The sequence below is a fragment of the Streptomyces sp. SAS_281 genome (assembly GCF_052542855.1).
Genome location: NZ_JBMNDO010000071.1, coordinates 1 through 22,170, shown reverse-complemented (window position 1 = coordinate 22,170; position 22,170 = coordinate 1). Strand labels below are relative to the sequence as shown.

Annotated in this window: 17 protein-coding genes and 1 tRNA gene; 6 read left to right on the top strand and 12 right to left on the bottom strand. The window is 73.5% G+C overall.

Features of this window, described 5'->3' with window-relative positions:
* Positions 1-28 precede the first annotated feature (28 nt).
* Together ACN6LM_RS24510 and ACN6LM_RS24505 are read right to left on the bottom strand one after the other, a co-directional pair.
* The gene (locus ACN6LM_RS24510) at positions 29-2,095 is read right to left on the bottom strand and encodes a phosphocholine-specific phospholipase C (RefSeq protein ID WP_445067530.1); all 2,067 of its coding nucleotides are present in this window, start codon (positions 2,093-2,095) and stop codon (positions 29-31) included.
* A 189-nt stretch (positions 2,096-2,284) separates the two neighbouring features.
* Positions 2,285-5,437: an Eco57I restriction-modification methylase domain-containing protein gene (locus ACN6LM_RS24505; RefSeq protein WP_445067529.1), complete on the bottom strand. Its 3,153-nt coding sequence runs from the start codon at positions 5,435-5,437 to the stop codon at positions 2,285-2,287.
* A gap of 191 nt (positions 5,438-5,628) precedes the next feature.
* Here ACN6LM_RS24505 and ACN6LM_RS24500 point away from each other — a divergent pair, with 191 nt between their 5' ends.
* The 5 genes from ACN6LM_RS24500 to ACN6LM_RS24480 all read left to right on the top strand — a co-directional run bounded on the left by ACN6LM_RS24500 (position 5,629) and on the right by ACN6LM_RS24480 (position 11,304).
* Entirely contained in the window at positions 5,629-7,365 is a 1,737-nt protein-coding gene (locus ACN6LM_RS24500; protein ID WP_445067528.1) for an AAA family ATPase, read from the top strand.
* A 21-nt stretch (positions 7,366-7,386) separates the two neighbouring features.
* Positions 7,387-8,115 carry a response regulator transcription factor gene (locus ACN6LM_RS24495; RefSeq protein ID WP_445067527.1) on the top strand — a complete coding sequence of 243 codons (729 nt, stop codon included), beginning with the start codon at positions 7,387-7,389 and terminating at the stop codon, positions 8,113-8,115.
* Positions 8,099-10,156, top strand: a complete 2,058-nt coding sequence (locus tag ACN6LM_RS24490) for a sensor histidine kinase (protein WP_445067526.1) — start codon at positions 8,099-8,101, stop codon at positions 10,154-10,156. Before ACN6LM_RS24495 ends, ACN6LM_RS24490 begins: the two co-directional genes overlap by 17 nt.
* Before the next feature lie 104 nt (positions 10,157-10,260).
* Positions 10,261-10,617: a sortase-dependent protein gene (locus ACN6LM_RS24485; RefSeq protein ID WP_445067525.1), complete on the top strand. Its 357-nt coding sequence runs from the start codon at positions 10,261-10,263 to the stop codon at positions 10,615-10,617.
* A gap of 90 nt (positions 10,618-10,707) precedes the next feature.
* Complete coding sequence (locus ACN6LM_RS24480; RefSeq protein WP_445067524.1) at positions 10,708-11,304, top strand: class F sortase; 597 nt, start codon at positions 10,708-10,710, stop codon at positions 11,302-11,304.
* A gap of 18 nt (positions 11,305-11,322) precedes the next feature.
* Here ACN6LM_RS24480 and ACN6LM_RS24475 read toward each other — a convergent pair whose 3' ends face one another.
* Together ACN6LM_RS24475 and ACN6LM_RS24470 are read right to left on the bottom strand one after the other, a co-directional pair.
* Complete coding sequence (locus tag ACN6LM_RS24475) at positions 11,323-12,144, bottom strand: RNA methyltransferase (RefSeq protein WP_445067540.1); 822 nt, start codon at positions 12,142-12,144, stop codon at positions 11,323-11,325.
* A gap of 111 nt (positions 12,145-12,255) precedes the next feature.
* Positions 12,256-12,340 (bottom strand) — tRNA-Leu (locus tag ACN6LM_RS24470).
* Positions 12,341-12,597: 257 nt separating this feature from the next.
* Between ACN6LM_RS24470 and ACN6LM_RS24465 the strand changes: the two genes are divergently transcribed.
* The gene (locus ACN6LM_RS24465; protein WP_445067523.1) at positions 12,598-13,902 is read left to right on the top strand and encodes a DUF2254 domain-containing protein; all 1,305 of its coding nucleotides are present in this window, start codon (positions 12,598-12,600) and stop codon (positions 13,900-13,902) included.
* A gap of 22 nt (positions 13,903-13,924) precedes the next feature.
* On the opposite strand, the gene ACN6LM_RS24460 is transcribed toward ACN6LM_RS24465, so the two are convergent.
* The 8 genes from ACN6LM_RS24460 to ACN6LM_RS24425 are packed head-to-tail and all read right to left on the bottom strand — an operon-like array spanning position 13,925 to position 22,083.
* Positions 13,925-15,082 carry a sugar phosphate isomerase/epimerase family protein gene (locus ACN6LM_RS24460; RefSeq protein WP_445067522.1) on the bottom strand — a complete coding sequence of 386 codons (1,158 nt, stop codon included), beginning with the start codon at positions 15,080-15,082 and terminating at the stop codon, positions 13,925-13,927.
* A gap of 8 nt (positions 15,083-15,090) precedes the next feature.
* Positions 15,091-16,515: an alkaline phosphatase family protein gene (locus tag ACN6LM_RS24455; protein ID WP_445067521.1), complete on the bottom strand. Its 1,425-nt coding sequence runs from the start codon at positions 16,513-16,515 to the stop codon at positions 15,091-15,093.
* On the bottom strand, positions 16,512-17,687 hold the full coding sequence (gene eboE / locus ACN6LM_RS24450; protein WP_445067520.1) for a metabolite traffic protein EboE: 1,176 nt from the start codon (positions 17,685-17,687) through the stop codon (positions 16,512-16,514). The genes ACN6LM_RS24455 and eboE overlap by 4 nt, the downstream gene beginning before the upstream one ends.
* 4 nt (positions 17,688-17,691) lie before the next feature.
* Positions 17,692-18,540 (bottom strand): TatD family hydrolase, encoded by an 849-nt coding sequence (locus ACN6LM_RS24445; protein ID WP_445067519.1) that lies wholly within the window; start codon positions 18,538-18,540, stop codon positions 17,692-17,694.
* Positions 18,540-19,217, bottom strand: a complete 678-nt coding sequence (locus ACN6LM_RS24440) for an EboA domain-containing protein (RefSeq protein WP_445067518.1) — start codon at positions 19,215-19,217, stop codon at positions 18,540-18,542. Before ACN6LM_RS24440 ends, ACN6LM_RS24445 begins: the two co-directional genes overlap by 1 nt.
* 21 nt (positions 19,218-19,238) lie before the next feature.
* Positions 19,239-20,087 (bottom strand): sugar phosphate isomerase/epimerase family protein, encoded by an 849-nt coding sequence (locus ACN6LM_RS24435; RefSeq protein ID WP_445067517.1) that lies wholly within the window; start codon positions 20,085-20,087, stop codon positions 19,239-19,241.
* On the bottom strand, positions 20,084-20,968 hold the full coding sequence (locus tag ACN6LM_RS24430; protein ID WP_445067516.1) for an SCO3242 family prenyltransferase: 885 nt from the start codon (positions 20,966-20,968) through the stop codon (positions 20,084-20,086). Before ACN6LM_RS24430 ends, ACN6LM_RS24435 begins: the two co-directional genes overlap by 4 nt.
* On the bottom strand, positions 20,965-22,083 hold the full coding sequence (locus tag ACN6LM_RS24425; RefSeq protein WP_445067515.1) for an inositol-3-phosphate synthase: 1,119 nt from the start codon (positions 22,081-22,083) through the stop codon (positions 20,965-20,967). The genes ACN6LM_RS24430 and ACN6LM_RS24425 overlap by 4 nt, the downstream gene beginning before the upstream one ends.
* Between the last annotated feature and the right edge of the window lie 87 nt (positions 22,084-22,170).

Below are 22,170 nucleotides of genomic sequence, written 5' to 3'. Positions count from 1 at the left end.
GGTCGGACCGGCCGGTCCGCACGCAGCCTCACCCGGTGCGCAGCCCCGGATCGCTCAGCCCGGGCGCGCCCGTCTCGACGTGCCCGGCGAAGCGCCGCAGGAAGGTGGCGTCCACATCGCTCGTGACGGTGACGTCGTACCAGCGCTTGCTGCGGCGCAGGTCGAGCGTCTGCGCGACGGTCTGCCCCGGTCGCACGGTGACCGTCCGCACCTCTCCCCCGTACGCGGCGGCGCTGCGCAGGGTCAGCCGGACGGAGCCGGTGCCGGTGTGGGTGAACGTGAGTTCGAGGTTGCCGGTCGCGGTGTGGTGACGTGCCGTCACCTCGGGCCCCGCCGCCTTGCCGGGGCTGCGGAAGGAACGCAGGAAGCCGTTCGGTCCGTGGACGGTGAGGTCGGTGACGCCCTTGGAGTACGCGGTGTTCCAGGAGTCCGCGACCGAGGCGCCCGCGTGCGTGGTGTAGGTCCAGGGCCCGTCCGTGCGGTTGCCGGAGGTGACGAGGAACTGCGCGCCGGCCGCCGGTCCCCCGCCGAAGGTGAGCCGGAACGTGCCGGTGGCCGGGTCGGCCGCGCCGTCCACCAGGGGCGCGTAGGGCAGGGGGCGGGTCGGGCGCGACCCGGGCTCCTGCTTCGGCACCGCACCGGTGGCGGGCGGGACGGGCACGTAGTCGGGGTGCCGGTCGCCGTCCGGGGGCTCGTAGGCGGCGGTGGACGGCAGCCCGGGCGAGGAGGGGTCCGTACGCCGGAAGTCGAAGGCGGAGGTCAGGTCGCCGCAGACGGCCCGCCGCCAGGGCGAGATGTTGGGCTCGTGGACCCCGAAGCGCCGCTCCATGAACCGGATGACGGAGGTGTGGTCGAAAACCTCCGAGCAGGCGTAGCCACCGGTGCTCCACGGCGACACCACGGTCATCGGCACCCGCTGGCCGAGCCCGTAAGGACCCGCCGCGTACCGCAGGTCGCCCGGGAAGTAGTCGGCGGCGGTCTCCACGGTGGACAGCCCCTGCGCGGGCCCGGACGGGACGTACGGCGGGACCACGTGGTCGAAGAACCCGTCGTTCTCGTCGTACGTGATGAAGAGGGCGGTACGGCCCCAGACCTCCGGGTCCGAGGTCAGCGCGTCCAGGACCTGCGCGATGTACCAGGCGCCGTAGTTCGCGGGCCAGTTGGGGTGCTCGCTGTACGCCTCGGGCGCCACGATCCAGGACACCGAGGGCAGCGTGCCGGCCCTGATGTCGGCCTTCAGGTCGTCCAGCAGACCGCCCCCGTTCTTCAGGTCGCTGCCGGTGCGGGCCTTGTCGTACAGGGCGTCGCCGGGCCGGGCGTCGCGGTAGGAGTCGAAGTACAGCAGCGAGTTGTCGCCGTAGGTGCCCCGGTACGCGTCCCCGATCCAGCCCCAGGACCCGGCGGCGTCCAGGCCGTCGCCGATGTCCTGGTACACCTTCCACGACACCCCGGCCTCCTCCAGGCGCTCCGGATAGGTCGTCCAGCCGTACCCCCGCTCGTCGTTGCCCAGCTCGGGCCCGCCGCCGGCGCCGTCGTTGCCGGTGTACCCGCTCCACAGGTAGTAGCGGTTGGGGTCGGTCGAGCCGATGAACGAGCAGTGGTAGGCGTCGCAGACGGTGAACGCGTCGGCGAGGGCGTAGTGGAACGGGATGTCCTCCCGGGTGAGGTGGGCCATCGTGGTCGCCGTCTTGGCGGGCACCCACCGGTCGTAGGCCCCCTTGTTGAACGCCCGGTGGCCGCCCGCCCAGTCGTGGTTGAGGTCCTGGAGGAACTGCATCCCGAGGGCGTCGGCCGGCGGCCGGAACGGCAGCACCTCCTGGCCGGCCGCATCCGTCTGGTGCCAGACCGGCTTGCCGCTGGGCAGGGTGACCGGGCGCGGGTCGCCGTAGCCGCGTACGCCTTTCATCGTCCCGAAGTAGTGGTCGAAGGAACGGTTCTCCTGCATCAGGACGACGATGTGCTCGACGTCCTCGATGGTGCCCGTGCGCCCCCGCGCGGGAAGGGTCGCGGCGCGGGCGATGCTGCTCGACAGGGCGGTGAGGGCGACGGAGCCCCCGGCGAGCTTCAGGAGCCCGCGGCGGTCGATTTCTGCCATGGATGGATGCCTTCGCGGTGGGGGGATGTGGGGTGGAAAGCGACTGGAGTGTTCCAGACCCGCCGGTCTCCGCGTAAGACCCTTGCCGTGTGCACGGAGCGACGCCGGGCGGAACAGTCGGCGAACCTACCCACCGGGGCCGGGTCCATTCCCCGGGCATCCCGGAAACCGAGCGGCGGCCCGGGCCCGTTACGACACGCTCGCGGAGATCACGCGCGACGCCGGAACCGGTGGTGCGTGAGCCCCGTCCGGCCGGAACGGCGGTGTGGAGCACCGGTGCCGGGGCCCTTCGCCCGGCGGCGGGTCGAGCGGTGACGTGTACGTGCCGCCCGTCACGAGGCCCGCGTCGGCCATGCGGTCGTACTCGGTCAGGATGAGGTCCCTGGTGCGGTAGCCGCCGTACCGGGCCTCGTCCTTGCGCCGGACGATGGGGAAGGTGTCCAGGATGTACGCGGTGTCGGCACGGCCGATCCCGTACAGGTGGAAGAAGAACGCGTCGAGTTCCGCGCGGATCCGGCTGCGGCGGTCCTCGTCCCAGCGGAACGGGCCGCGCGTGTCGCCCAGGGCCACGGCGAAGGGGGTCATGTCGTTCGCGGTGCAGGTGAGTTCCAGGACGCGCGGGATCAGGAAGTCCGTGTGGCGGTCGGCGGTCTCCGGGGGCAGGACGGGGAGTTGGCGGATGTAGAAGAAGTTGAGGTTGAGTCCCGCGGCCTTCTGGCGGGTGACGTAGTCGTAGACGAAGGAGTTGAAGTGGGCCACCAGGGCGGCGCTGTCGCGTGAGCTCCTGGTGTGCAGCAGGAAGACGGAGTCGCCGATCGCCGCCGGGGGCAGGATCGCGGAGATCATGGTGCGCTGGTTGGTGGGGCTGCTGATACGGAGGAAGGCGAGACGGCCGGGCGGGGTGCCGGACGGTGTCTCGGCGCGGTCCACCCAGTTGCCGGGGAGGGCCAGCCGGGACGGGGAGGCCCAGGCGGCGGAGGTCAGGTAGGCGGGCTGGTTCTGGCGCTTGACGGCGGTGGCGCTCTTGACCACGTCGGCCGCGCGGTGGTTGTAGGCGTCGACCATCTTGGCCTCGTACAGCGGGAGCATGATCCGCTCGCCGTTGACGTAGTGGTTTCCGGCCGCCTGCCAGCCGGTGGCCGTCAGCTCCTCGCGGGTGCGGAAGCGGTGCGAGTCGTTGGCCATGTGGAACATCGTGCCGAAGGCGACGCCCCACGGGTTGCCCTCCGGGGCGCCCTCATCGATCAGGACGGGGAGTCGCGCGTAGATGCCGAGGGTGATCTCGGCGTCACGGCGGGTCCGGAAGACCGGGCAGGTCCCCGTGTTCGGGTTGAGGAGCATGATCTCCTCGGGCGTGAGGACGAACACGCGCTCCTCATCGGCCAGTTCGGCCGGGTCGCGGAGGAAGAAGGCGAACCTGGCGGCGGGTTCGCGCAGGGCCCGGCCGGTCAGGGACAGGATGCTGAACTTGAACGAGCGGTGGACGTCGGGAAAGACGGGCGCGGCGTTCTCGAAGTCGTACAGCGCGGCGAGCGTGCCCCTGTCGACCAGGTCCTTGAAGTAGAAGCGGGTCGTCGCGTCCGTGGCGATGCCCGTCGGCACGATCATGCCCATCCGGCCGCGCGGGCCGGTCAGCGCAAGGCCCGCCTCGGCGAACACCGCGTACGTGTTGATGTCGCCGCGCCCGGTGAGCGGGTACCGTCCGCCGTTGCGCAGGAAGTGGCTCGTCCCCTCCGCCGTGCGCTTGGCCGCTTCGAACGCGGTGTGCAGGGCGGTGCGGCCCGGGTCCTCCTTCAGCGCCGCGATCAGGCGTTTGCGGGCGGCGGCGGTCTTCGCGGCGGCGATCTCCGCGTCGTGCTGGGCGAAGAACTCCTGCTCCTGGAGCTTGATGCGCTCCCAGGGCGGATTGCCCAGGACGCAGTCGAAGCCGCCGGTGCCGTCCGCGCCGAAGACCTCGGGGAACTCCAGGTGCCAGTGGAAGAAGCGGTACCGGTCCCGCAGCCGCGCGATCTCCTCGTGGGTCGGCCGGGGCGCGCCCCGCAGGTCGCGGAGGACCGCGTCGGTCACCGCCGGCGGCGCGTCGGCCGTCCTGCGCCACAGGAACGCCGCGCACCAGGCGTCGGCGGCGTCGTGCCCCGGTTCCGGGTCCCGGCCGCCCGAGGCCGTCCGCTCGGCCCTGTTCCGCTTCCTCAGGGCCCCGGCATGCGCGCGGTCGTCGCCCGCGAGCGGGGTGAACGCGGCGTCCGGGACACCGCGCCGCAGCAGGTCCGGCACCGCGCCGATCAGGGCGTTGCCGTGCTTGACGCGGGCGTCGAGGAAGGTGAGCGGCCGGCCGGGCTCCGGGGCCTCCAGCCACAGGGCCATCCTGGCCAGTTCGACGGCCATGGGGTCCAGGTCCACGCCGTGCACGCAGTGGGCGACGACCTGGTGGAGCACGTCGCGGAACGGCTCCGCCGTGCGTCCGCGCACGGCCTCGACGCGCCGGGCGATGCGGCGGGCCGCCGCGACCAGGAAGTGGCCGGAGCCGCAGGCCGGGTCGCAGACGGTGAGCGCGAGCAGCTCCCGGGCGGCGGCCTCGCCCGGGTCGGCGGCGCCCGATGCCTCGCCGCGTGCGACGGCGGCGTCGAGGACCGGGTCGAGGGTGGCGTCGAGCAGGCACTCCACCAGGGCGGCCGGGGTGTAGTAGGAGCCCGACGTCTTACGGGCGTTGCCCGCCACCCCGACCAGCGCGAAGGACCGGTCCGCCGCGTCGATCCGGGGCACGAGCTGGAGGAGCGACTCGTGGACGGAGCCCAGTTCCTCCGCTTCCAGGCGGCCGAAGTCGACCTCCCGGGCGCGCCGCGTACCCGGATCCGGGGCTTCCGACAACTGGCGCACCGCGGTGAGCAGGTCCTCGTCGGACAGGGCGAGCCCGTGCAGCGGGGCGTCGGCCTCCGTCGCGGTGAACATGCCGCCGAGCCCGGGCAGGCCGAGGCCGGGGTCCCCGTCCGGAGCGCCGAGGGCGTCGAGGACGGTGCGCAGCGCCGCGTACGGACTCCCGTGCTCCGCGGCGCCGCGCGCGTGGGCGCGCAGGCGGGCGGTGGAGAAGCGCGTCGCGTATCGCGCTCTGGCCCGGGAGGTCGCTTCCGGGGACAGCAGGGCGCCGCGGTCCTCGGTGACGAAGAGGAAGAGGAGCCGGAAGACGAGGCGCAGCAGGGCGTGGTGCAGGGCGGGGGCGTCCGCGTGTGCGCGCAGCGCCGTGTTGGCGGGGTGGCGCAGGAAGCCGGTGCCGAGGGTGGTGAGCGCGGCGCGCACCCCCGGGCGGAGCCGGTCCGGGGTCCGGCTGCTGGGGAGGGCGGGCATCAGACGGACTTCCCGGCGGTGACGGTGGGGAGCGGAGACGGCGACCGAAATCGTATCCGAGGCGGTCGGCGTGCGGGGGCCGCCCGCCCGGTGTTGGCTATCCTGACGCCCGTTGCGGATGTGATCACGGACGGACGACAGGGCCGGGGGGCCACGGGCGCGGACGGCGCGTCCGGCGAGGGGAGAGTCACGTGCAGGGTGCCGCGAGCCGGGGGGCGGCCAGGAAGGCCGAGCAGGCGTGGAACCAGGGGATGGCCCTCATGCGGCAGGGGGACGGCACGGGCGCCGCCGCGCAGTTCGCGCTCGCCACACGGCACGACCCGAGCGCCGCCGACGCCTGGCTGGGCCTGCATGTGACCGGCACGGACCAGAAGGCTGCGCTGGACGGCCTGCTGCGCTCCTCGGCGCGGTTCGGGGCGCTGCGGTCGAAGTACCAGTCGCCGTTCCGGTCCACCTTCCAGATCGGTCACTACGTCACCTTCCGGCTGGAGACCTCCCGCGACCTGTGGCTGGCGGCCATGTCGGCGTTCCTGGACGACCGGCGGCTGGACGAGGCGTGGAAGGGACTCTCCACGGCGCTGCTGGACTGCGACGAGACCCGGTTCATCTGCACCCGGTACGCGTTCCTGAAGGAGGACTGGCCGCTCGTCCTGAGGTACGCGCCCGGGATCGGTGACGCGTTCCTGCGCGACGAGGCCCAGTTGTACGTGGGCTGCTCGCTGTTCGCCCAGGGGGTCTGCCACGAGTCGCTGAACGTGCTGTCCGCGCTGCCGGGCAAGCTGGAACGGGGCAGCAGGTTCGATGCCGAGGTGAAGTACTTCATGGGGCGGTCACTGGAGGCGCTGGGCCGCGAGGAGGAGGCGCTGCAGCGGTACCAGTACGCGTTCCGGTGCGCGCCCGACCTGCTCGACGTGGAGTCGCGCGCCCAGGCCCGCCCGGTGGGCAAGACGGCCCCGGCACCCGCGTCCCCGGTCGCGGCGACGGCGGGCGGGGGCCCGTCGGGCGCCGGTTCCGGCGGCGAGGGCGACGGCGGGCTGTCGGCCGAGGACCGGGCCCGGGTGCTCGCCGAGGCGCAGCGGGCGCTCGACGCCATGATCGGCTTGCAGCCGGTGAAGCGCCAGGTGCTCACGCTGATCGCGCAGCTGCGGATGTCCGCGCTGCGCGAGGAGCAGGGTCTGCCCGGCGGGGCCCGCCCCCGGCACTTCGTCTTCGCGGGGCCGCCCGGCACCGGCAAGACGACCGTGGCCCGCATCATCGGCCAGGTCTTCGCCGGGCTCGGGCTGCTGAGTTCGGGGCATGTCGTGGAGGCCCAGCGCGCCGACCTGGTCGGACAGCACCTGGGGTCGACGGCCCTCAAGACCAACGCGGTCATCGACTCGGCGCTGAACGGGGTGCTGTTCATCGACGAGGCGTACTCGCTCAACATCACCGGGCTCAACGGCGGCGACGCCTTCGGCAAGGAGGCGACCCAGGTCCTGCTGAAACGGGCCGAGGACGACCGGGACCGGCTCGTCGTCGTACTCGCCGGATATCGGGACGAGATGTCGGAGCTGCTCGCCACCAACCCGGGACTGGTCTCCCGGTTCAACACCCGCGTCGACTTCCCCTCGTACTCCGCCGAGGAACTGTCCAGGATCGCCCGGTCCGTGCTGGCGTCGCAGGGCGACGAACCGGACGCGGGCGCGCTCGACGTCCTGGATTCTCTGTGCACGGCGATCGTGGACGGCGGCAAGGCCGATCTGGTGGGCAACGCCCGGTTCGCCCGCGAGCTGTGCGCGAAGGCGTCCGCGCAGCGCGATCTGCGGCTGTACTCCGCGCACACCGACTCCACGCCGACCCGGGAGGAGATGGTCACCGTCCTCGCCTGGGACATCGTCGCCGCGCACGACGAGCTGATGGAGGCCCACCGGGACGCGGAGGAGGCGTAGGCCCTGTCTACGATCGATCGCGTGTGCGCACATGTGGTCGTTGCCGAGGACGACGAGAACCAGGCCGAGCTCCTCCGCCGTTACCTCGAACGGGAGGGCCACCGGGTGACCGTCGCGCCCGACGGTCTCGCGGCTCTCGACGCGGTCCGGCACCGCGAACCCGATCTGCTGGTCCTCGACGTGATGATGCCCCGGGCCGACGGCCTGGACGTCGTACGCGTGCTGCGCGCGGAGCACCGGGAGCTGCCGGTCCTGATGCTGACCGCCCGCACCACGGAGGACGATCTGCTGCTCGGCCTCGATCTGGGCGCCGACGACTACATGACCAAGCCCTACAGCCCGCGCGAGCTGATGGCCCGGGTGCGCACGCTGTTGCGCCGCAGCCGACGGGGCACGGGCGGCGAGCCGGAGGATGCCGGGGTGCTGCGGGTGGGGGTGCTGGTCGTCGATCCGGTCCGGCACGTGGTCTCGGTGGACGGGCGTGCCGTGGAGTGCACCCCGGGCGAGTTCCGGATCCTCGCCGCGCTCGCCGCCGAGCCGGACCGGGTGTTCTCCCGGCAGCAGCTGCTCGGCGAACTGCACGGTTTCGACCGCTACATCAGTGACCGGACCGTCGATGTGCACGTGATGAACCTGCGCAAGAAGATCGAACCGGCCCCGCGCCGGCCCGTCCGGCTGCTGACCGTCTTCGGTGTCGGCTACAAGCTGACGGACCCGGCGAAGGCGGCGGCCCGTGCGGCGACTTCGTAGCCCGGGGCGTCCGGGAGCGGGCGGCGCACGGCGGCGCGTGCCGCTGCGCAAGAGCCTCTTCGCCCGGCTGCTGGCGGTCTCCGCCCTGGTAGCGGCCTGTTCGGTGGCGGCGACCGCCTGGCTCGCCGTGCAGACGACCTCGGGCGCGATCCGCCAGGAGCAGGGCCAGAATCTGGCCGCCGACGCCCGGATCTACCACCGTCTGCTCGGTTACGCGGCGGCTCATCCGACCTGGGACGGTGTCGGGGCCACGGTGCGCGAGCTGGCGGAGCAGTCCGGGCGGCGGATCGCGTTGACGACCCAGGCCCGCGCCCCGCTGGCGGACTCGGCGGACCCGGGCGCGGCGGCGCTCCCGGCGCAGGCGTCGGCGGTGGTCGATCCGCTGTCCGTGGACACCGCGCTGTCGGCGGGCGCCGGGGCGACGGGCACCACCACGGACCGGGTCGACCCGCGCGCGGTGGGGCCGTTCCGGCTGCCCGCGGCGGAGCGGTCCCGGCTGCGGAGGACGGCCGAGCGGGGCGTGGCCTGCCTGGGCGACTACGGGATCGCCGCCGATGTGGTGGCCGGTACGAGCGGCCGTCCGCTGATCCAGGTGGTGGGCGGCAACGACCCCGACCGTATCCGGGGCACCGGCTGCGCCGTGGACGCGCTGGACACCCCGACGGCCACGGAGCGGAAGGCGCTGAAGGCGCTCAACCGGCTGGCCGACGCCTGTCTGGAGCGCCAGGGCCGCGACGGCGTCCACCTCACGCTGGGCCTCTCCTGGGGTCAGGCGGCCGAGCCCGTACCGGCGGAGGCGGTGCCGGTGCCCGCGGCTCCGATGGCCACGATGCCGCCGACCGTCATGCCGAGCGCGGTGCCGTCCGCGGCACCCCGCACGGCGCCGCGCGACCTGCCCAGTACGGTGCCGGGCCCCGGCGGCGAGCAGACGGCCGCCACCGGCGGGAACGACCGGGCCGTCGCCTCCTGCGTGGGCACGGCCCGCCGGGAGCAGCTGAGTTCGTACGTGGCCTCACCCGCCCTGCTGTTCATCGGCGACCCGGGTGGCGCGACCGTGCCCGGTTTCGACCTCTCACCGGCGAACACGGCGCGGATCGCGGGCGCGGCGGCTCTGGTGCTGGCCCTGACCGTGGGCGCGTCGGTGCTCGTCGGCGCCCGTCTCGTGCGCCCGCTGCGGGCGCTGACGGGGGCCGCCCAGCGGATGCGGGACGGGGAGGACACCGCGCCGGTGGTGGTCGCCGCGGACAACGAGATCGGGCGGCTCGCCGCCACGTTCAACGACATGTCCGCCCACCGCGCCCGCCTGGAGGCGCAGCGCAAGGCCATGGTCAGCGACGTCGCCCACGAACTGCGCACCCCGCTCAGCAACATCCGGGGCTGGCTGGAGGCGGCGCAGGACGGGGTGGCGGACCCGGACCCGGAGTTCATCGCTTTCCTGCACACGGAGGCGGTCCAGCTCCAGCACATCATCGACGACCTCCAGGACCTGGCGCAGGCCGACGCGGGTGCGCTGCGGCTGCACCCCGAACCGGTGGACGCGGCGGAGCTGTTGGGGCAGGTCGCCGCCGCGCACCAGGCCCGGGCCGACGCGGCGGGCGTCGCGCTGGGCGTCCGGCCGCCGGACCGCCCACTGCCACCGCTGACGGCCGACCCGGTCCGGCTGCGGCAGGCGGTGGGCAACCTGGTGTCGAACGCGGTGCGCCACACCCCGGCGGGCGGGGAGGTCACGCTGCGGGCGTACGGCTCCGAGGACGGGGACGCGGTGCTCGTGGACGTCGCCGACACGGGCGGCGGCATCCCGGCCGGCGACCTGGTCCGCGTCTTCGACCGGTTCTGGCGCGGCGAGAAGTCCCGCTCCCGGCGCACGGGTGGCAGCGGCCTGGGCCTGGCGATCGTGCGGAAGCTGGCGGAGGCGCACGGCGGCACGGCCACGGCGGTGAGCACCCCCGGCGAGGGCTCGGTGTTCACGCTCCGCCTCCCGGCAGGCGAGGCGGCCCCTGGTGCTCCGGTCGACCCTGATGCGATGAACACAACGATCTGACAGCTTCCTCACAACTTGGCGCGAGCCTGTCCGCATGCCTCGCGCCGCGGTGCGCACCCGCTCCGCGGCCGCCCCTGAGGCCCATCCGGAACGGAGCCCTGCCCATGCCCCTGCGTACCACCCTGCGCACCGCACTCCTCGCCGCCGTCGCGGCCGGTGCGGTCTGCGTACCCGCCACCGCCGCCTTCGCCGACTCCTCGCCGGCGCCCTCGACGGCGGCGACCGAGCCGACCGTGGCGCCGTCGGCCGCGCCGTCCGCCGTGCCGTCGGCCGAACCGACGGAGGCGCCCTCGGCGGTGCCCTCCGCGGCGCCGCGCGGCGGCGTCGCCGCCGGTGAGCGGCCGGCCGGCTCCTCGGGCAGCGGAACGACCGCGCTCGCGGGCTCCGCGGCGGCCGCGCTGCTGCTGGGCGGCGCCGGGACGGTCGTCGTCCGCCGCCGCACCGCCCGCCGCGACGGCTGACCCGTCCGCGGCCGATGAGTCACAGTGGGGCCGCCCCTCTCGACCCGGGCGGCGCCACTGCCGTACGTACGACCTCTGGAGCCCTGTCCCATGCGCCGCACCGCCCTCCCCGTCGCCGCCGTCCTGGCCCTCGCCGCGCTCGCGGCGCTGACCGGCTGCTCCGGTGACCCCGCCCCACGGCCCGCGAAGGCCCCCGCGTCGTCAGCGGCCGCCGAGGCCCCCGCCCCCAGCGCCACCGCCACCGCCGAGCCGCCCGCCCATGTCTCCATCCCGTCCCTGGGCGTGGACAGCGACATCATGCGGCTCGGCCTCAACCCGGACCGCTCGGTCGAGGTCCCGCCGGCCGACCAGGGCATGACGACCGGCTGGTACACGGGGAGCGCCGTGCCCGGCGAGCCCGGCGCGGCGGTGCTGATCGGCCACAACGACACCCGCTTCGGCCGGGCCGTCTTCCACGACCTGAAGAAGATCGCCAAGGGGGCGGAGATCGTGGTCCGCGATGCCCGGGGCGCGGACACCCGCTTCGAGGTCACCGCCCGCGAGACGGTGCGCAAGAACGCCTTCCCGACGGCCCGCGTCTACGGCCGCACCACGGAACGGGCTCTGCGCCTGATCACCTGCGACGGCGCGTTCGACGCCGCCGGGCACCCGGTGGACAACCTCATCGTGTACGCGAAGCGGATGTGACCGGGGCGCCGGACGCCTTCAGCCCCGGCGCTTCGCCAGCCGCTGCCGCCGCGCCTCGTACAGGACGATGGACGCCGCGTTCGAGGCGTTGAGGGAGCTGGCCGAGCCCGTCATCGGGATGCTGACGACGTGGTCGCAGCGCTCGCGCCAGGCGTTGCTGAGGCCCGCCGTCTCGTTGCCGATGAGGAGCAGGACGGGCTGGGTCAGGTCGAACTCGGAGGCGTCGCACTCGCCGTCCTCGTCGGTGCCGACGACGACCACGGGGCGTCCCCGGTCGCGCTCGGCGTCCAGCCAGTCGCCGACCTCGCGGTGGGAGGGGGTGCGGACGACGGGAAGGGCGAAGAAGGAGCCGGTCGTCGCGCGGACCGCCTTCGGGTCGTACGGGTCGGCCGCGTGCCCCGTCACGATGAGCCCGCGGGCGCCGAAGGCGTCGGCGGAGCGGACGATGCTGCCGATGTTGCCGGGCTGCGTCGGGCGGTCGAAGACGAGGCCGAGGAAGTCCTCGTCGACCCGGATGCGGGTCAGGTCGTCCGGCTCCATCCCGACCACGGCCAGGACCTCGGGGGCGCCCTCGGCCTTCTCGCTCAGCTCCGCGAGCAGGTCGGGGGCCATGGCGATGCGTTCCGTGCTGATCCCGCGCACCAGCTCCTCCGCCCAGCGGGAGAGCGGGCGGCTCGCGTCGTACAGGAGGGAGCGGATGGTCCAGCCGTGCTCGACGGCCATGGTGATCGGCCGGACGCCCTGGACGATGAACTCGCCGGCGCGTCCGCGCTTGGTCCGGTTGGTGAGCAGCGTCTGGAACTGCTGAAAGCGGGCGTTGCGGGTCGTGATCCGCTGCACAGCCACCGGGGGTTCCTCCAAGGGGTGATCGGCCGCTCCGGCGGTGGCGCGGGGCCGCCCCGGAAACCAGAAATTCCCACGGTTCGCGATGAACCGTGGGAACTGGATGAGTGTCCGAGGGGGGACTTGAACCCCCACGCCCGATAAAGGGCACTAGCACCTCAAGCTAGCGCGTCTGCCATTCCGCCACCCGGACCAGGTGATCCGCCCCGGTTTCCCGCGGCGACAAAGAAAACAATACCAGGGGTTTGGGGTGCGTTTCACCTGGATATCGGGTGGCCCGCCGGGGAACATTGCGCTGGTCAGTGCGGTGCGGGCGGCTCCGGGGAGTGTTTCGGCCCGGGGCCGCTCCCGGCCCGTACGGACCGTCGCCGCGTACGTACGGACCGTGCCGCCGGAGGGTCGGCGGCGCGTTCCGCCGGTGGCCGGGCGGGGCGGGTTACTTTCGCCTGCATGAGTGATCGAGGATCCCGTCCTCCCCGCACGCTGTCGCCGCTGCGCGAACACCTGCGCGAGACGTTCTGGTTCGCCCCGGCTCTGACGCTGGTCTGCGCGTGCGTGCTCTGGTTCGCCGCCTCGGCACTGGACGAGCGGATCATCGCGTACCTGCGCGAGGAGCAGGCGTACGACGAGATCGCGGACCTGGTGAAGGTCGCCGAGGACACCAAGCAGATCGTCGTCACGGTCAGCTCGGCGATGATGACCTTCATCGGTGTGGTGTTCAGCATCTCGCTGGTCGCGGTGCAGATGGCGAGCGGCCAGCTCACGCCCCGGGTGGTGCGGATCTTCGTACGGAGCCGCATCAGCAAGCTGACGCTGTCGGTGTTCCTCGCGACGTTCGTGTTCTCGCTGCTGGTCCTCAGCTCGTACGAGAGCGAGACCGACCCGCGCCGGGTCACCTCGCTGCCGTTCGTGCAGAGCGTGCTGACCGCCCTGCTCGTCGGGCTGAGCCTGCTCCTCTTCATCGCGTACGTGAGCTCCACGCTGCGCCTGATGCAGAACGGGCCGGTCCTCGACCGCATCACCCGGGACACCTTCCGGGTACTGGGCCGGATGCCCGCCGGCCGCCCGGGCGAGGAGCCGCTGCCCGAGGAGACCGGGCAGATCCTGTACGAGGGGCGGGCCGGGGTGCTCCGCGATGTCAACGTGGCCCGGCTGGTCCGGGCCGCCCGGCGCCAGGGCGTGGTGCTCCGGCTGATCCCCCGGCTCGGGGACTTCGTGGTGCCGGGAACGCCGGTGCTCGCCGTGCACGGCGGGGCGGCGCCGGCCCGGCGCACCCTGCGGTACACGGTGTCGGTGGGTGTCGAGCGCACCCTGCACCAAGACCTGGCGTTCGGGCTGCGCCAGCTGTCGGACATCGCGCTGCGGGCGCTGTCCGCCGCGGTGAACGACCCGACGACGGCCGTGCAGTGCCTGGACCGGATCGTGCAGTTCCTGGCGGCGGCGGTGCGGCTGCCGCTGGGCACCGTGCACCACCGCGACCGCCGAGGCGCGGTGCGGCTGGTGCAGGACGTGCCGGGGTGGGAGGACCTGGTGGACCTGGGCTTCGAGGAGGTGCGCCGGTGCGCGGCGGGCGCCCCGCAGGTGACCCGGCGGATGCTCGCCGGGATCGACGACCTGGTGCCGCTGGCCGGGCCGGACCGGCGGGGGCCGCTCGTCCGGCACCGCACACTCCTCGTACAGGCGGTGGAGCGCGCGGTGCCGGACGCCGACGAGCGGGCGTTCTCGCTGCTGCCGGACCGGCAGGGCATCGGCTGACGCCGCCGCGCCGGGCCTCTCCCTACTTGCGCAGCGCCGCGATGCCCTCGTAGCCGATCCGCGCGTGGTTCAGGGACTGCGCGGGGTCGGCCGGGCTCGGTGCGTTGTCCTGCTCGACCATCGGGTTGCGGTACTGGGCCTGCCCGACGCGGGAGAAGAACGTCCGGTAGTCGATGACTCCGGTGCCGAACGGGACCATGTCGTAGCCGTCGCCGCTGCTGGTGTTGGCGACGCCGTCCTTGGCGTGGAACAGCGGGTAGCGCTTGTTGTTGCGGCGGACCAGGGCCGCCGGGTCGAAGACGTTCTCCCGCTGCGATCCGTCGAGGGCGGTGTAGGTGTGGAACTTGTACTGGGCGACGTGCGCCCAGAAGACGTCCATCTCCAGCCAGACGGCCTTCGGGTCGGTGACCTCCAGGAAGTACTCGAGCTTGCGGACGCCGGAGCTGCGGGTGGGCCGTCCCTGCGCGTCCAGCGGCCCGCCGTCGAGCAGGAAGCCGTAGGCCGCGTCGTGGTTGTGCGTGTACAGCTTGATGCCCGCACCGCGCGCGATCCGACCCAGGGCGTTCCATTTGTCGGCGGCCACGTCCCAGTCGGCCCGGTAGGCGCTGCCGGTGGGGTCGCCGCCGGTGCCCATGTGCTCCATGCCGAGGATGTTCGCTATCTCCAGGTTCCGCTTGAACTCGTCCAGGTCGCTCTGGTTCAGGGGCCAGGACGACGGGATGAAGCCGTGGTTGCCCTGCGCGCGCAGGCCGTACTCGTCCAGCCACGAGCGCAGCAGCTTCGCGCCCTCGACCGTTTGGAGGTTGCTGCCGCCGGGCGCGTTGGCGTGCTGGCCGTATCCGGCGAACTCGACCTGCCGGTAGCCGAAGCGGGCCAGCTGCTTGAAGACCTCGCGGAAGCCCGAGGGGAGGCCGGTGCTGAGCGGGTCCCGGCCCGTGGCGTCGCGCACGGTGTACAGGATGATGCCCCTCTTGTCCGCCGGGACGAGAGCCTGCCCGTGCCCGTGCCCGTGCCCGGGGTGGGCGGCGGGCTGGGCGAAGGCGGGCGGAGCGCCGAAGGCGGGGGCGGCGATCGCCGTCGCGGCGGCGGCGGTGCAGGTGCTGAGGAAGCGCCGGCGGCTGACTCCGAGGCTGCGGCGCAGTCCGCCGTCCGTTTCGGATGCGTCGTTGTACACGGTCATGGTGTGTCCTACCTTCGATCGGAACTCGGCCGGTCCCCGGGGAGTCCGGCCAGCGTGAGGAGCAGGGACTTCACTTCGGTGGCCCGGACGGGTCCGGTGAACGCGTGGGGGGTGGAGCAGAGGATGAGCGGCCCTTCTTCGTCGCTCGGGGGGAGGCGGCCGTGGCTGCCCCGGATGGGTGAGGGATCGAGCGGCACGACCGCCAGGCGGTAGCGCATGCCGAGCTTCTTGCGGGCGATGGCCGTGGCCGCCTTGACCCGGACGTACGGGTCCTCGGGGTCCATGAAGAGCTCGACCGGGTCGTAGCCGGGTTTGCGGTGGATCTCGACGAGCTGCGCGAAGTCGGGCGCGCGGTCGTCGTCGAGCCAGTAGTAGTACGTGAACCAGGCGTCCGGGTCGGCGACGGCGACCAGCTCTCCGGAGCGGGGGTGGTCCAGACCGTGTGCCTTCTTCCCCTCGTCGTCGAGGAGGAGGCCTACGCCCGGGAGTCCGGCCAAGGCTTCGCGGGCGGCTTCGAGGTCTTCGGGCCGGCGTACGTAGATGTGCGCGATCTGGTGGTCGGCGACGGCGAATGCCCTCGATGTCATCGGGTCCAGGTACTCCATGCCGTCCTGGGTGTGGACCTCCAGGAGTCCGGCGCGGCGCAGCGCCCGGTTGATGTCGACGGGCCGGTCGACCCGGGTGATGCCGTATTCGGAGAGGGCGACGACGGTGCGCCCCTCGCGGCGGGCGTCGTCCAGGAGCGGGGCCACCGCGCGGTCCAGATCGGCCGCGGCCCGGAAGGCGCGCGGGTCGTCGGGGCCGTAGCGCTGGAGGTCGTAGTCGAGGTGCGGGAGATAGCACAGGGCGAGGTCGGGGTGGCGGGTGTCCAGGATGTGGCGGGTGGCGTCGATGATCCACTGGGAGGAGACCAGGTCGGCGCCGGGCCCCCAGAAGTGGAAGAGGGGGAACGTGCCGAGCTTCTCGGTGAGTTCGTCGTGCAGGGCCGGCGGGCGGGTGTAGCAGTCGGGTTCCTTGCGGCCGTCGGCGTAGTAGACGGGGCGGGGCGTGACGGTGTAGTCGGTGTCGGCGCCCATGGCGTACCACCAGCAGACGTTGGCCACCGTGTAACCGGGATGGGCGCGGCGGGCGGCGTCCCAGAGCTTGTCGCCGGCGACGAGTCCGTTGTGCTGGCGCCACAGCAGGACGTCACCGAGTTCGCGGAAGTACCAGCCGTTGGCGACGATGCCGTGCTCGGCGGGGGTGGTGCCGGTGAGGAAGGTGGACTGGGCGGCGCAGGTGACGGCGGGCAGGACGGTGCCGAGCGGGGCCCGGGTGCCGGACTGTCCGAGAGCCTTGAGGTGGGGCATGTGGTCGAGGAGGCGGGGGGTGAGCCCGACGACGTCGAGGACGAGGAGGGGGGTGGGCGGGGCGGCCGCCCCGGCGGTGGTCATGGCAGCTCCTTGAGGCCGAGGTCGGTCAGGAGGTCGCGGGCGAGGGCGAGTTCGGCGGCGATGCCCTCGGCGAGCTGGGTGCGGGTACGGGGGCGCAGTCCGGCGGGAAGCGCCTGCCAGGTGTACGTCTCGACCTCCAGGTGCCGGGTGAGCGGTCTGGCGCCGCCGACGAGCCGGCCCAGCGTGGCGCGGAGGACGGGGAGCGTGGAGGTGAGCGGGGGTGCGGGCGGTGCGTGCAGCGGTACGTGGAAGTGGGCGCGCCACGGGGTGCTGTCGCCGAGGATCTCCCCGGTGACGGCTTCGCCGAGGTCGTCGGTGCCGCGCAGTCCGGCGGCGGTTGCGGTCCGGGTCTGGTGGAGGAAGCGCGGTTCGGCGAAGGCCGCGAGGGCGGTGCGCACCTCGGGGAGATGGGGGTGTTCGGCGTGCAGGGCGGCGGACAGTTGCGCCTTGACGGTGGGGATCCCGGCCTCGGTGAGGGCGTCGAGGGCGGTGTCCGGGTCTTCGAAGGACGTGGCGAGATGACAGGTGTCGATGCAGACGCCGATGCGCGGGTGGCCGACGGCGGTGAGGGGGGCGATGGCGTCGGCGGTGGTCTCGACGGTGCATCCGGGTTCGGGTTCGAGGCCGATCCGGATGGACTTGCCGGTGATGTCGGCTAGTGCGTCGAGGTGTGCGCCGAGGGTGGTGAGCGCGTCGAGTGCGGTGCGGGCCGCTTCGGGATCGCCCGAGTACGGGGTGCGCCAGGCCAGGGGCAGGGTGGAGATGGTGCCCTCGGTGACGTCGTCGGGCAGGAGCGCCGCGAGCAGCCGGGCCAGGTCGGTGGTGTGGGTGAGCCGTTCCGGGTCCGTCCAGTCCGGCTTGTAGACCCGGTACTTGACTTCTTCGGCGCCGAAGCCCTCGTACGGGAAGCCGTTGAGGGTGACGACTTCGAGGCCGCGGCGGTCGAGCTCGGTGCGCAGGCGACGCAGTTGCGAGGGATCGTCGACGAGGGTGCGGGCGGCGTCCCGGGCGAGCCAGAGGCCGATGCCGATGCGGTCGCGCCCGAGCCTCCTGCGTACGGGTTCGCAGTGGTCGCGGAGTTGGGCGAGGACGCCGTCCATGGTTTCGGCGGGGTGGACGTTGGTGCAGTACGCGAGGTGGACGACGGTTCCGTCGGGGTGGCGGAAGCGCATGGCGTCATTCCCCTCCACGCAGAATGGAGTTGCCCTCGTGGAGTGGTCGCGGTGAGGGGGTTTCGAGGTGGAGGCGGCCGCTCCGGCCGTAGAAGGTGACGGGGTTGCGCCAGAGGACCTGGTCGACGTCGTCGTCGGTGAATCCGGCGGCGAGCATGGCGTCGGCCACCCGGCGGGTCTTCAGCGGGTCGCTCCTGCCCCAGTCGGCGGCGGAGTTGACGAGAACCTTCTCGGTACCGTGGCGCTTGAGGATCGCGATCATGCGGTCCTCGTCCATCTTGGTGTCGGGGTAGATGGAGAAGCCCGCCCAGCAGCCGCTGCCGAGGGCCTCCTTCACGGTGGTCTCGTTGAGGTGGTCGAGCAGCACCGCCTCGGGGTCGAGGTGGGATTCGCGGACGACGTCGATGGTGCGGCGCAGGCCGGTGAGCTTGTCGCGGTGCGGGGTGTGGACGAGGGCGGGCAGGCCGTGGTCGGCGGCGAGCTGGAGCTGGGCGGCCAGTGCGTGGTCCTCGGCCGGGGTCATCGAGTCGTAGCCGATCTCCCCGACGGCGACGACGGAGTCCTTGACGAGGTAGCGGGGCAGGACGTCGAGGACGGGGGTGCAGCGGGGGTCGTTCGCCTCCTTGGGGTTGAGGGCGAGCGTGCAGTGGTGGGCGATGCCGTACTGGGCGGCGCGGAAGGGCTCCCACCCGAGGAGGCCGTCGAAGTAGTCGAGGAAGCTGGCCGGCGAGGTGCGGGGCTGGCCGAGCCAGAAAGAGGGTTCGACGAGCGCGCGGACCCCGGCGTCGTACATCGCCTGATAATCGTCCGTGGTGCGGGAGGTCATGTGGATGTGGGGGTCGAAGATGCGCATCAGGACTCCTGCGTCGAGGCCGTGGGGGGCGTGGGAGCGGTGGTGCCGGGTGCCGTGAGGGCGAGGACGTGGTGCAGGCCGGCGGGGACGGGGCGGCCGGCCGCGATGCGTTCGGACGCGAAATCGCCCAGCATGCGGGCGAGTTCGGCGTCGCCGCGTGATCTTCGGGCCAGGCCGTCGACGGCTTCGACGGGGACGCCGGTGAACAGGCACTTCAGGACGGCGTGGCGCCAGTCGTGCGGACCGAGGTGGGCTCCGGCGTACGGTCCGACGGCTGCGGTGACGAGGGTGGTGTCGTTGGTGCGCAGGGCGTCCTCGACGAGGGGCAGGGCGGCCGGGCCGGGATCCAGTGCGGGCAGGGCCAGCAGAACGGCCCGGCGTTCGGCGGCGGTGCCCTGTTCGTAGAGGCGGGTCAGGGCCGGCAGGCCGGCGCGGGCCTCGACGAGCAGCAGGACGCGTACGGAGTCGGCGTGTTCGAGTCCGCAGTGCCGGCCGGCGGCGGCGTACCTCAGCTCCCACGGGGGTACGGCGTGGCTGTCCGCGGGTGCGGTGTCCCGGTGGGCTGCGGCGTGGGCCGCCTCGGCGAGGGCCTCGTCGAGCCAGGCGCGCGCGGCTCCGCCGAGCAGGGTGTCGAGTTCCTCGCGGGTCAGGAGCGGGGTGTTGGAGGTGGGCGTCACGGCGTGCTCCCTTCGGCGGTCTCAGCGGTGGGCCGGACGGTGCTTGTTCAGGAAGTCGAGTGAGGAGCGGGCCAGTTCGGGGCCCGCGTGGGAGTGGCGGGGCAGTTCGACGACGGTGAGCCCGTCGTACCCACTGCTTTCGAGGGCGGCGAGTACGGGCGGGAAGTCGATCTCGCCGTCGCCGAAGGGAAGGTGTTCGTGGACGCCCCGCCGCATGTCCTCGATCTGTACATGGCGCAGCCAGGGGGCGGCGTCGTGCACGCAGTCGACGGGCGGTGCGGGCTCCAGGCACTGGCAGTGGCCGATGTCGAGGGTGAGGCCGAGGGGTTCGGGGTCGCCGCTGAGCGCCCGGAGGTGGTGGAAGCCGGCGAGGTCGGCGAGGAGGTGCCCGGGCTCGGGCTCGATCGCCAGGGGGACCCCGTGGCGCTCGGCGGCGCGGAGGACCGGGGCGAGGGCGCCGGTGAGCCGCTGCCAGGCGGCGTCGGCTGCCGTGTCCGGGGGCGTGAGCCCGCTGAAGCAGTGCACGGCGTGGGCGCCGAGGTCGGCGGCCACCTCGACGGCCCGGACGAGGAGCGCGGTCCTGGCCGCGCGGGCATCGGGATCCGGGTCCAGGAGTGACGGACCGTGCTTGCGGCGCGGGTCCAGGACGTAGCGGGCGCCGGTCTCGACGGTGACGCCGAGCCCCAGCCGCTGGAGCCGGGCCGCGACGTGGCGGGTGCGGGCGGCGAGGTCCGGGGCCATCGGGTCGAGGTGCATGTGGTCGAGGGTCAGGCCGACACCGTCGTAGCCGAGGTCGGCGAGGAGGGCGAGGGCGTCGTCCAGCCGGAGGTCGGTGAGCCCGTTGGTGCCGTAGCCGAGGCGGAGGGTCATGTGGGGCTCACCTTCCGGGCGAGGGCGCGGGCGAGCGGGACGAGGCCCATGACGGCGAGCGCGGACCCGGTTGCTCCGGCGCGTGCGGCGAGGGCTGCCTGGAGCGGGATCATCGCCCGGATGCCGCTGCCGACGGCGCGCTGGGTGAGGGGCGGCGACGGGTTGAGCGCGGCGTGCGTGAGGGGGCGTGCGGCGGTGCGGAGGTAGGCACCGGTGAGCGCGGTGAGGAGGAGCCCGCCGGGGGCGCCGCGCGAGGCCCGCCGTTCGCGCGTCATGGCGGCGCCGATCCCGGCGGCGGCCGTGAGCGCGGTGACGGGTGCGGTGGTGGAGCCGCCCCGCGCCTCGTGGCGCGAGACAGCGGTGACCGCGTAGGTGTGCGCGCCGAGCAGGGCGGCGGCGGGCAGGGCGGCGCGGACGGCTCGCAGCGCCGGACCCTGCCCGGTGGCCGTCGCTCCCAGCAGCAGGTCCAGGCCCCGCGCCGCCGCCATCGCGGCCGGGCCCGCCGGGGTGTGCTTGAGGCGGAGGTCGTAGGCCCAGACGGTGGCCGCCAGGCCGGTGGCCACGCCCAGGGCCGGGCGGCCCGCGCGGGCGGCGAGCACGGTGCCGGCCACGGTCAGGGCGCCCGCCGCGGTGAGGGCCGCGCCGGGTGTGATCCGGCCCGAGGGGATGGGCCGGTGCGGGCGGTCGACGGCGTCCTCGTCGCGGTCGGCCCAGTCGTTGAGCGCCATGCCGGCCTCGTACAGGCAGAGTGAGGCGCCCATCGCCAGGGCCGTGGAGCGGCCGGGGCGCCGGCCGGTGGCTGCGGCGCCCGCGAGGGCGTCGCCGGGAACGGTGAACAGTGCGGAGATGCGCAGGAGTTCCGCCCAGTCGCGGGCCGTCACCGGTCACCCCGGAGCCGCTCGCCGAAGGCCAGCAGCGCCAGGTACTGCTCGGAGAGTGCGGCCGGTCCGCCGTCCGGGTCCTTGAAATAGAAGCCGAGTTCGGGTCGGGGGCCGGTCAGGCCCACCTCCTGGGATCGGGCCAGCAGCCGGGCCAGGTCGAGGACCAGGGGCGCGGCCAGGGCGGAGTCGCAGCCCTGCCAGGTGGTCTGGAGCACCATGCGGGCTCCGAGGAACCCGTCGAAGGCGATGTGGTCCCAGGCGGTCTTCCAGTCGCCGAGTGCCGGGACGTCATCGATGTGGACCTCGCCCTCGGGGGCGGCGCCCAGCGTGTCGGCGAGGACGCGTTCCTTGCCGGCGTTCTTCGCCGCGGCCGCGGCCGGGTCGGCGAGCGCGGCCCCGTCGCCGCCGCCCAGCAGGTTGGTCCCGGACCAGGCCCGTACGGGCAGGGCGCGCTGGACGAACATCGGGGCGAGCACGGAGCGCAGCAGGGTCTGGCCCGTCTTGCCGTCGCGGCCGGCGTGCGGCAGACCGGAAGCGGCGACGGCGTCCCGGAGGGCGGGTGCGCCCAGGCCGGTGGAGGGGGTGAAGTTCACGTACGGGCAGCCGGCCCGGAGCGCGGCGGCCGCGTAGAGCGAGCTGGCGGGCAGCCGTACGGCGTCGGGGGCGGGTGCGGGCTCGGTGGAGGAGACGTTGACGACGACGGTTCTGGCCAGGTGGTTGCGCCTGTTGAAGTCCATGAGGTCGGCGGTGAACGCGGCGATGAGTTCCTCGTCGGTGCGGGTGTCGCCGGGCAGAGGCCCACCGATGCGTATCTCCGCTTCGGCGGCGCCGAGTTCGGCCCGTACGGCCGAAGGGAGACCGTGCGGGAGCACTCCCCCGGCGGCCAGTGCCTCGGCCCGTTTGGGGAGGGGGCAGTCCAGGGTGTCGTGGCCGCCGAAGACGAGGGAGGTGAGGGGTGGCAGGCCGCTGTCGGCGAAGGGAGCGGTCTCGGTGATCATGCCGGCCGCGGGGTGGAGTCCCGCCGCGACCGCCGCGCACCCCGCTGTGGCGGTGGTGGCGACGGAGCCGTGTGCTCCGATGAACCAGACTCCGGTACGAACGGCGGTTGCTGACACGTGCTGCCTCCCTGGCTGGGGGTCCTGGCTGGGCCGGTCCGGTGGCGCTGTACAGGAGAGGGAGGGCGGAGGGGGGGCCTGCGGGCC

Excerpts from the sequence above, each read along its gene's own strand:
- ACN6LM_RS24480 (WP_445067524.1), top strand. The coding sequence starts at position 10,708 with ATGCGCCGCACCGCCCTCCCCGTCGCCGCCGTCCTGGCCCTCGCCGCG.
- ACN6LM_RS24505 (WP_445067529.1), bottom strand. The coding sequence starts at position 5,437 with ATGCCCGCCCTCCCCAGCAGCCGGACCCCGGACCGGCTCCGCCCGGGG.
- ACN6LM_RS24460 (WP_445067522.1), bottom strand. The coding sequence starts at position 15,082 with ATGACCGTGTACAACGACGCATCCGAAACGGACGGCGGACTGCGCCGC.
- ACN6LM_RS24510 (WP_445067530.1), bottom strand. The coding sequence starts at position 2,095 with ATGGCAGAAATCGACCGCCGCGGGCTCCTGAAGCTCGCCGGGGGCTCC.
- ACN6LM_RS24455 (WP_445067521.1), bottom strand. The coding sequence starts at position 16,515 with ATGACCACCGCCGGGGCGGCCGCCCCGCCCACCCCCCTCCTCGTCCTC.
- ACN6LM_RS24485 (WP_445067525.1), top strand. The coding sequence starts at position 10,261 with ATGCCCCTGCGTACCACCCTGCGCACCGCACTCCTCGCCGCCGTCGCG.
- ACN6LM_RS24435 (WP_445067517.1), bottom strand. The coding sequence starts at position 20,087 with ATGACCCTCCGCCTCGGCTACGGCACCAACGGGCTCACCGACCTCCGG.
- ACN6LM_RS24445 (WP_445067519.1), bottom strand. The coding sequence starts at position 18,540 with ATGCGCATCTTCGACCCCCACATCCACATGACCTCCCGCACCACGGAC.
- ACN6LM_RS24465 (WP_445067523.1), top strand. The coding sequence starts at position 12,598 with ATGAGTGATCGAGGATCCCGTCCTCCCCGCACGCTGTCGCCGCTGCGC.
- eboE (WP_445067520.1), bottom strand. The coding sequence starts at position 17,687 with ATGCGCTTCCGCCACCCCGACGGAACCGTCGTCCACCTCGCGTACTGC.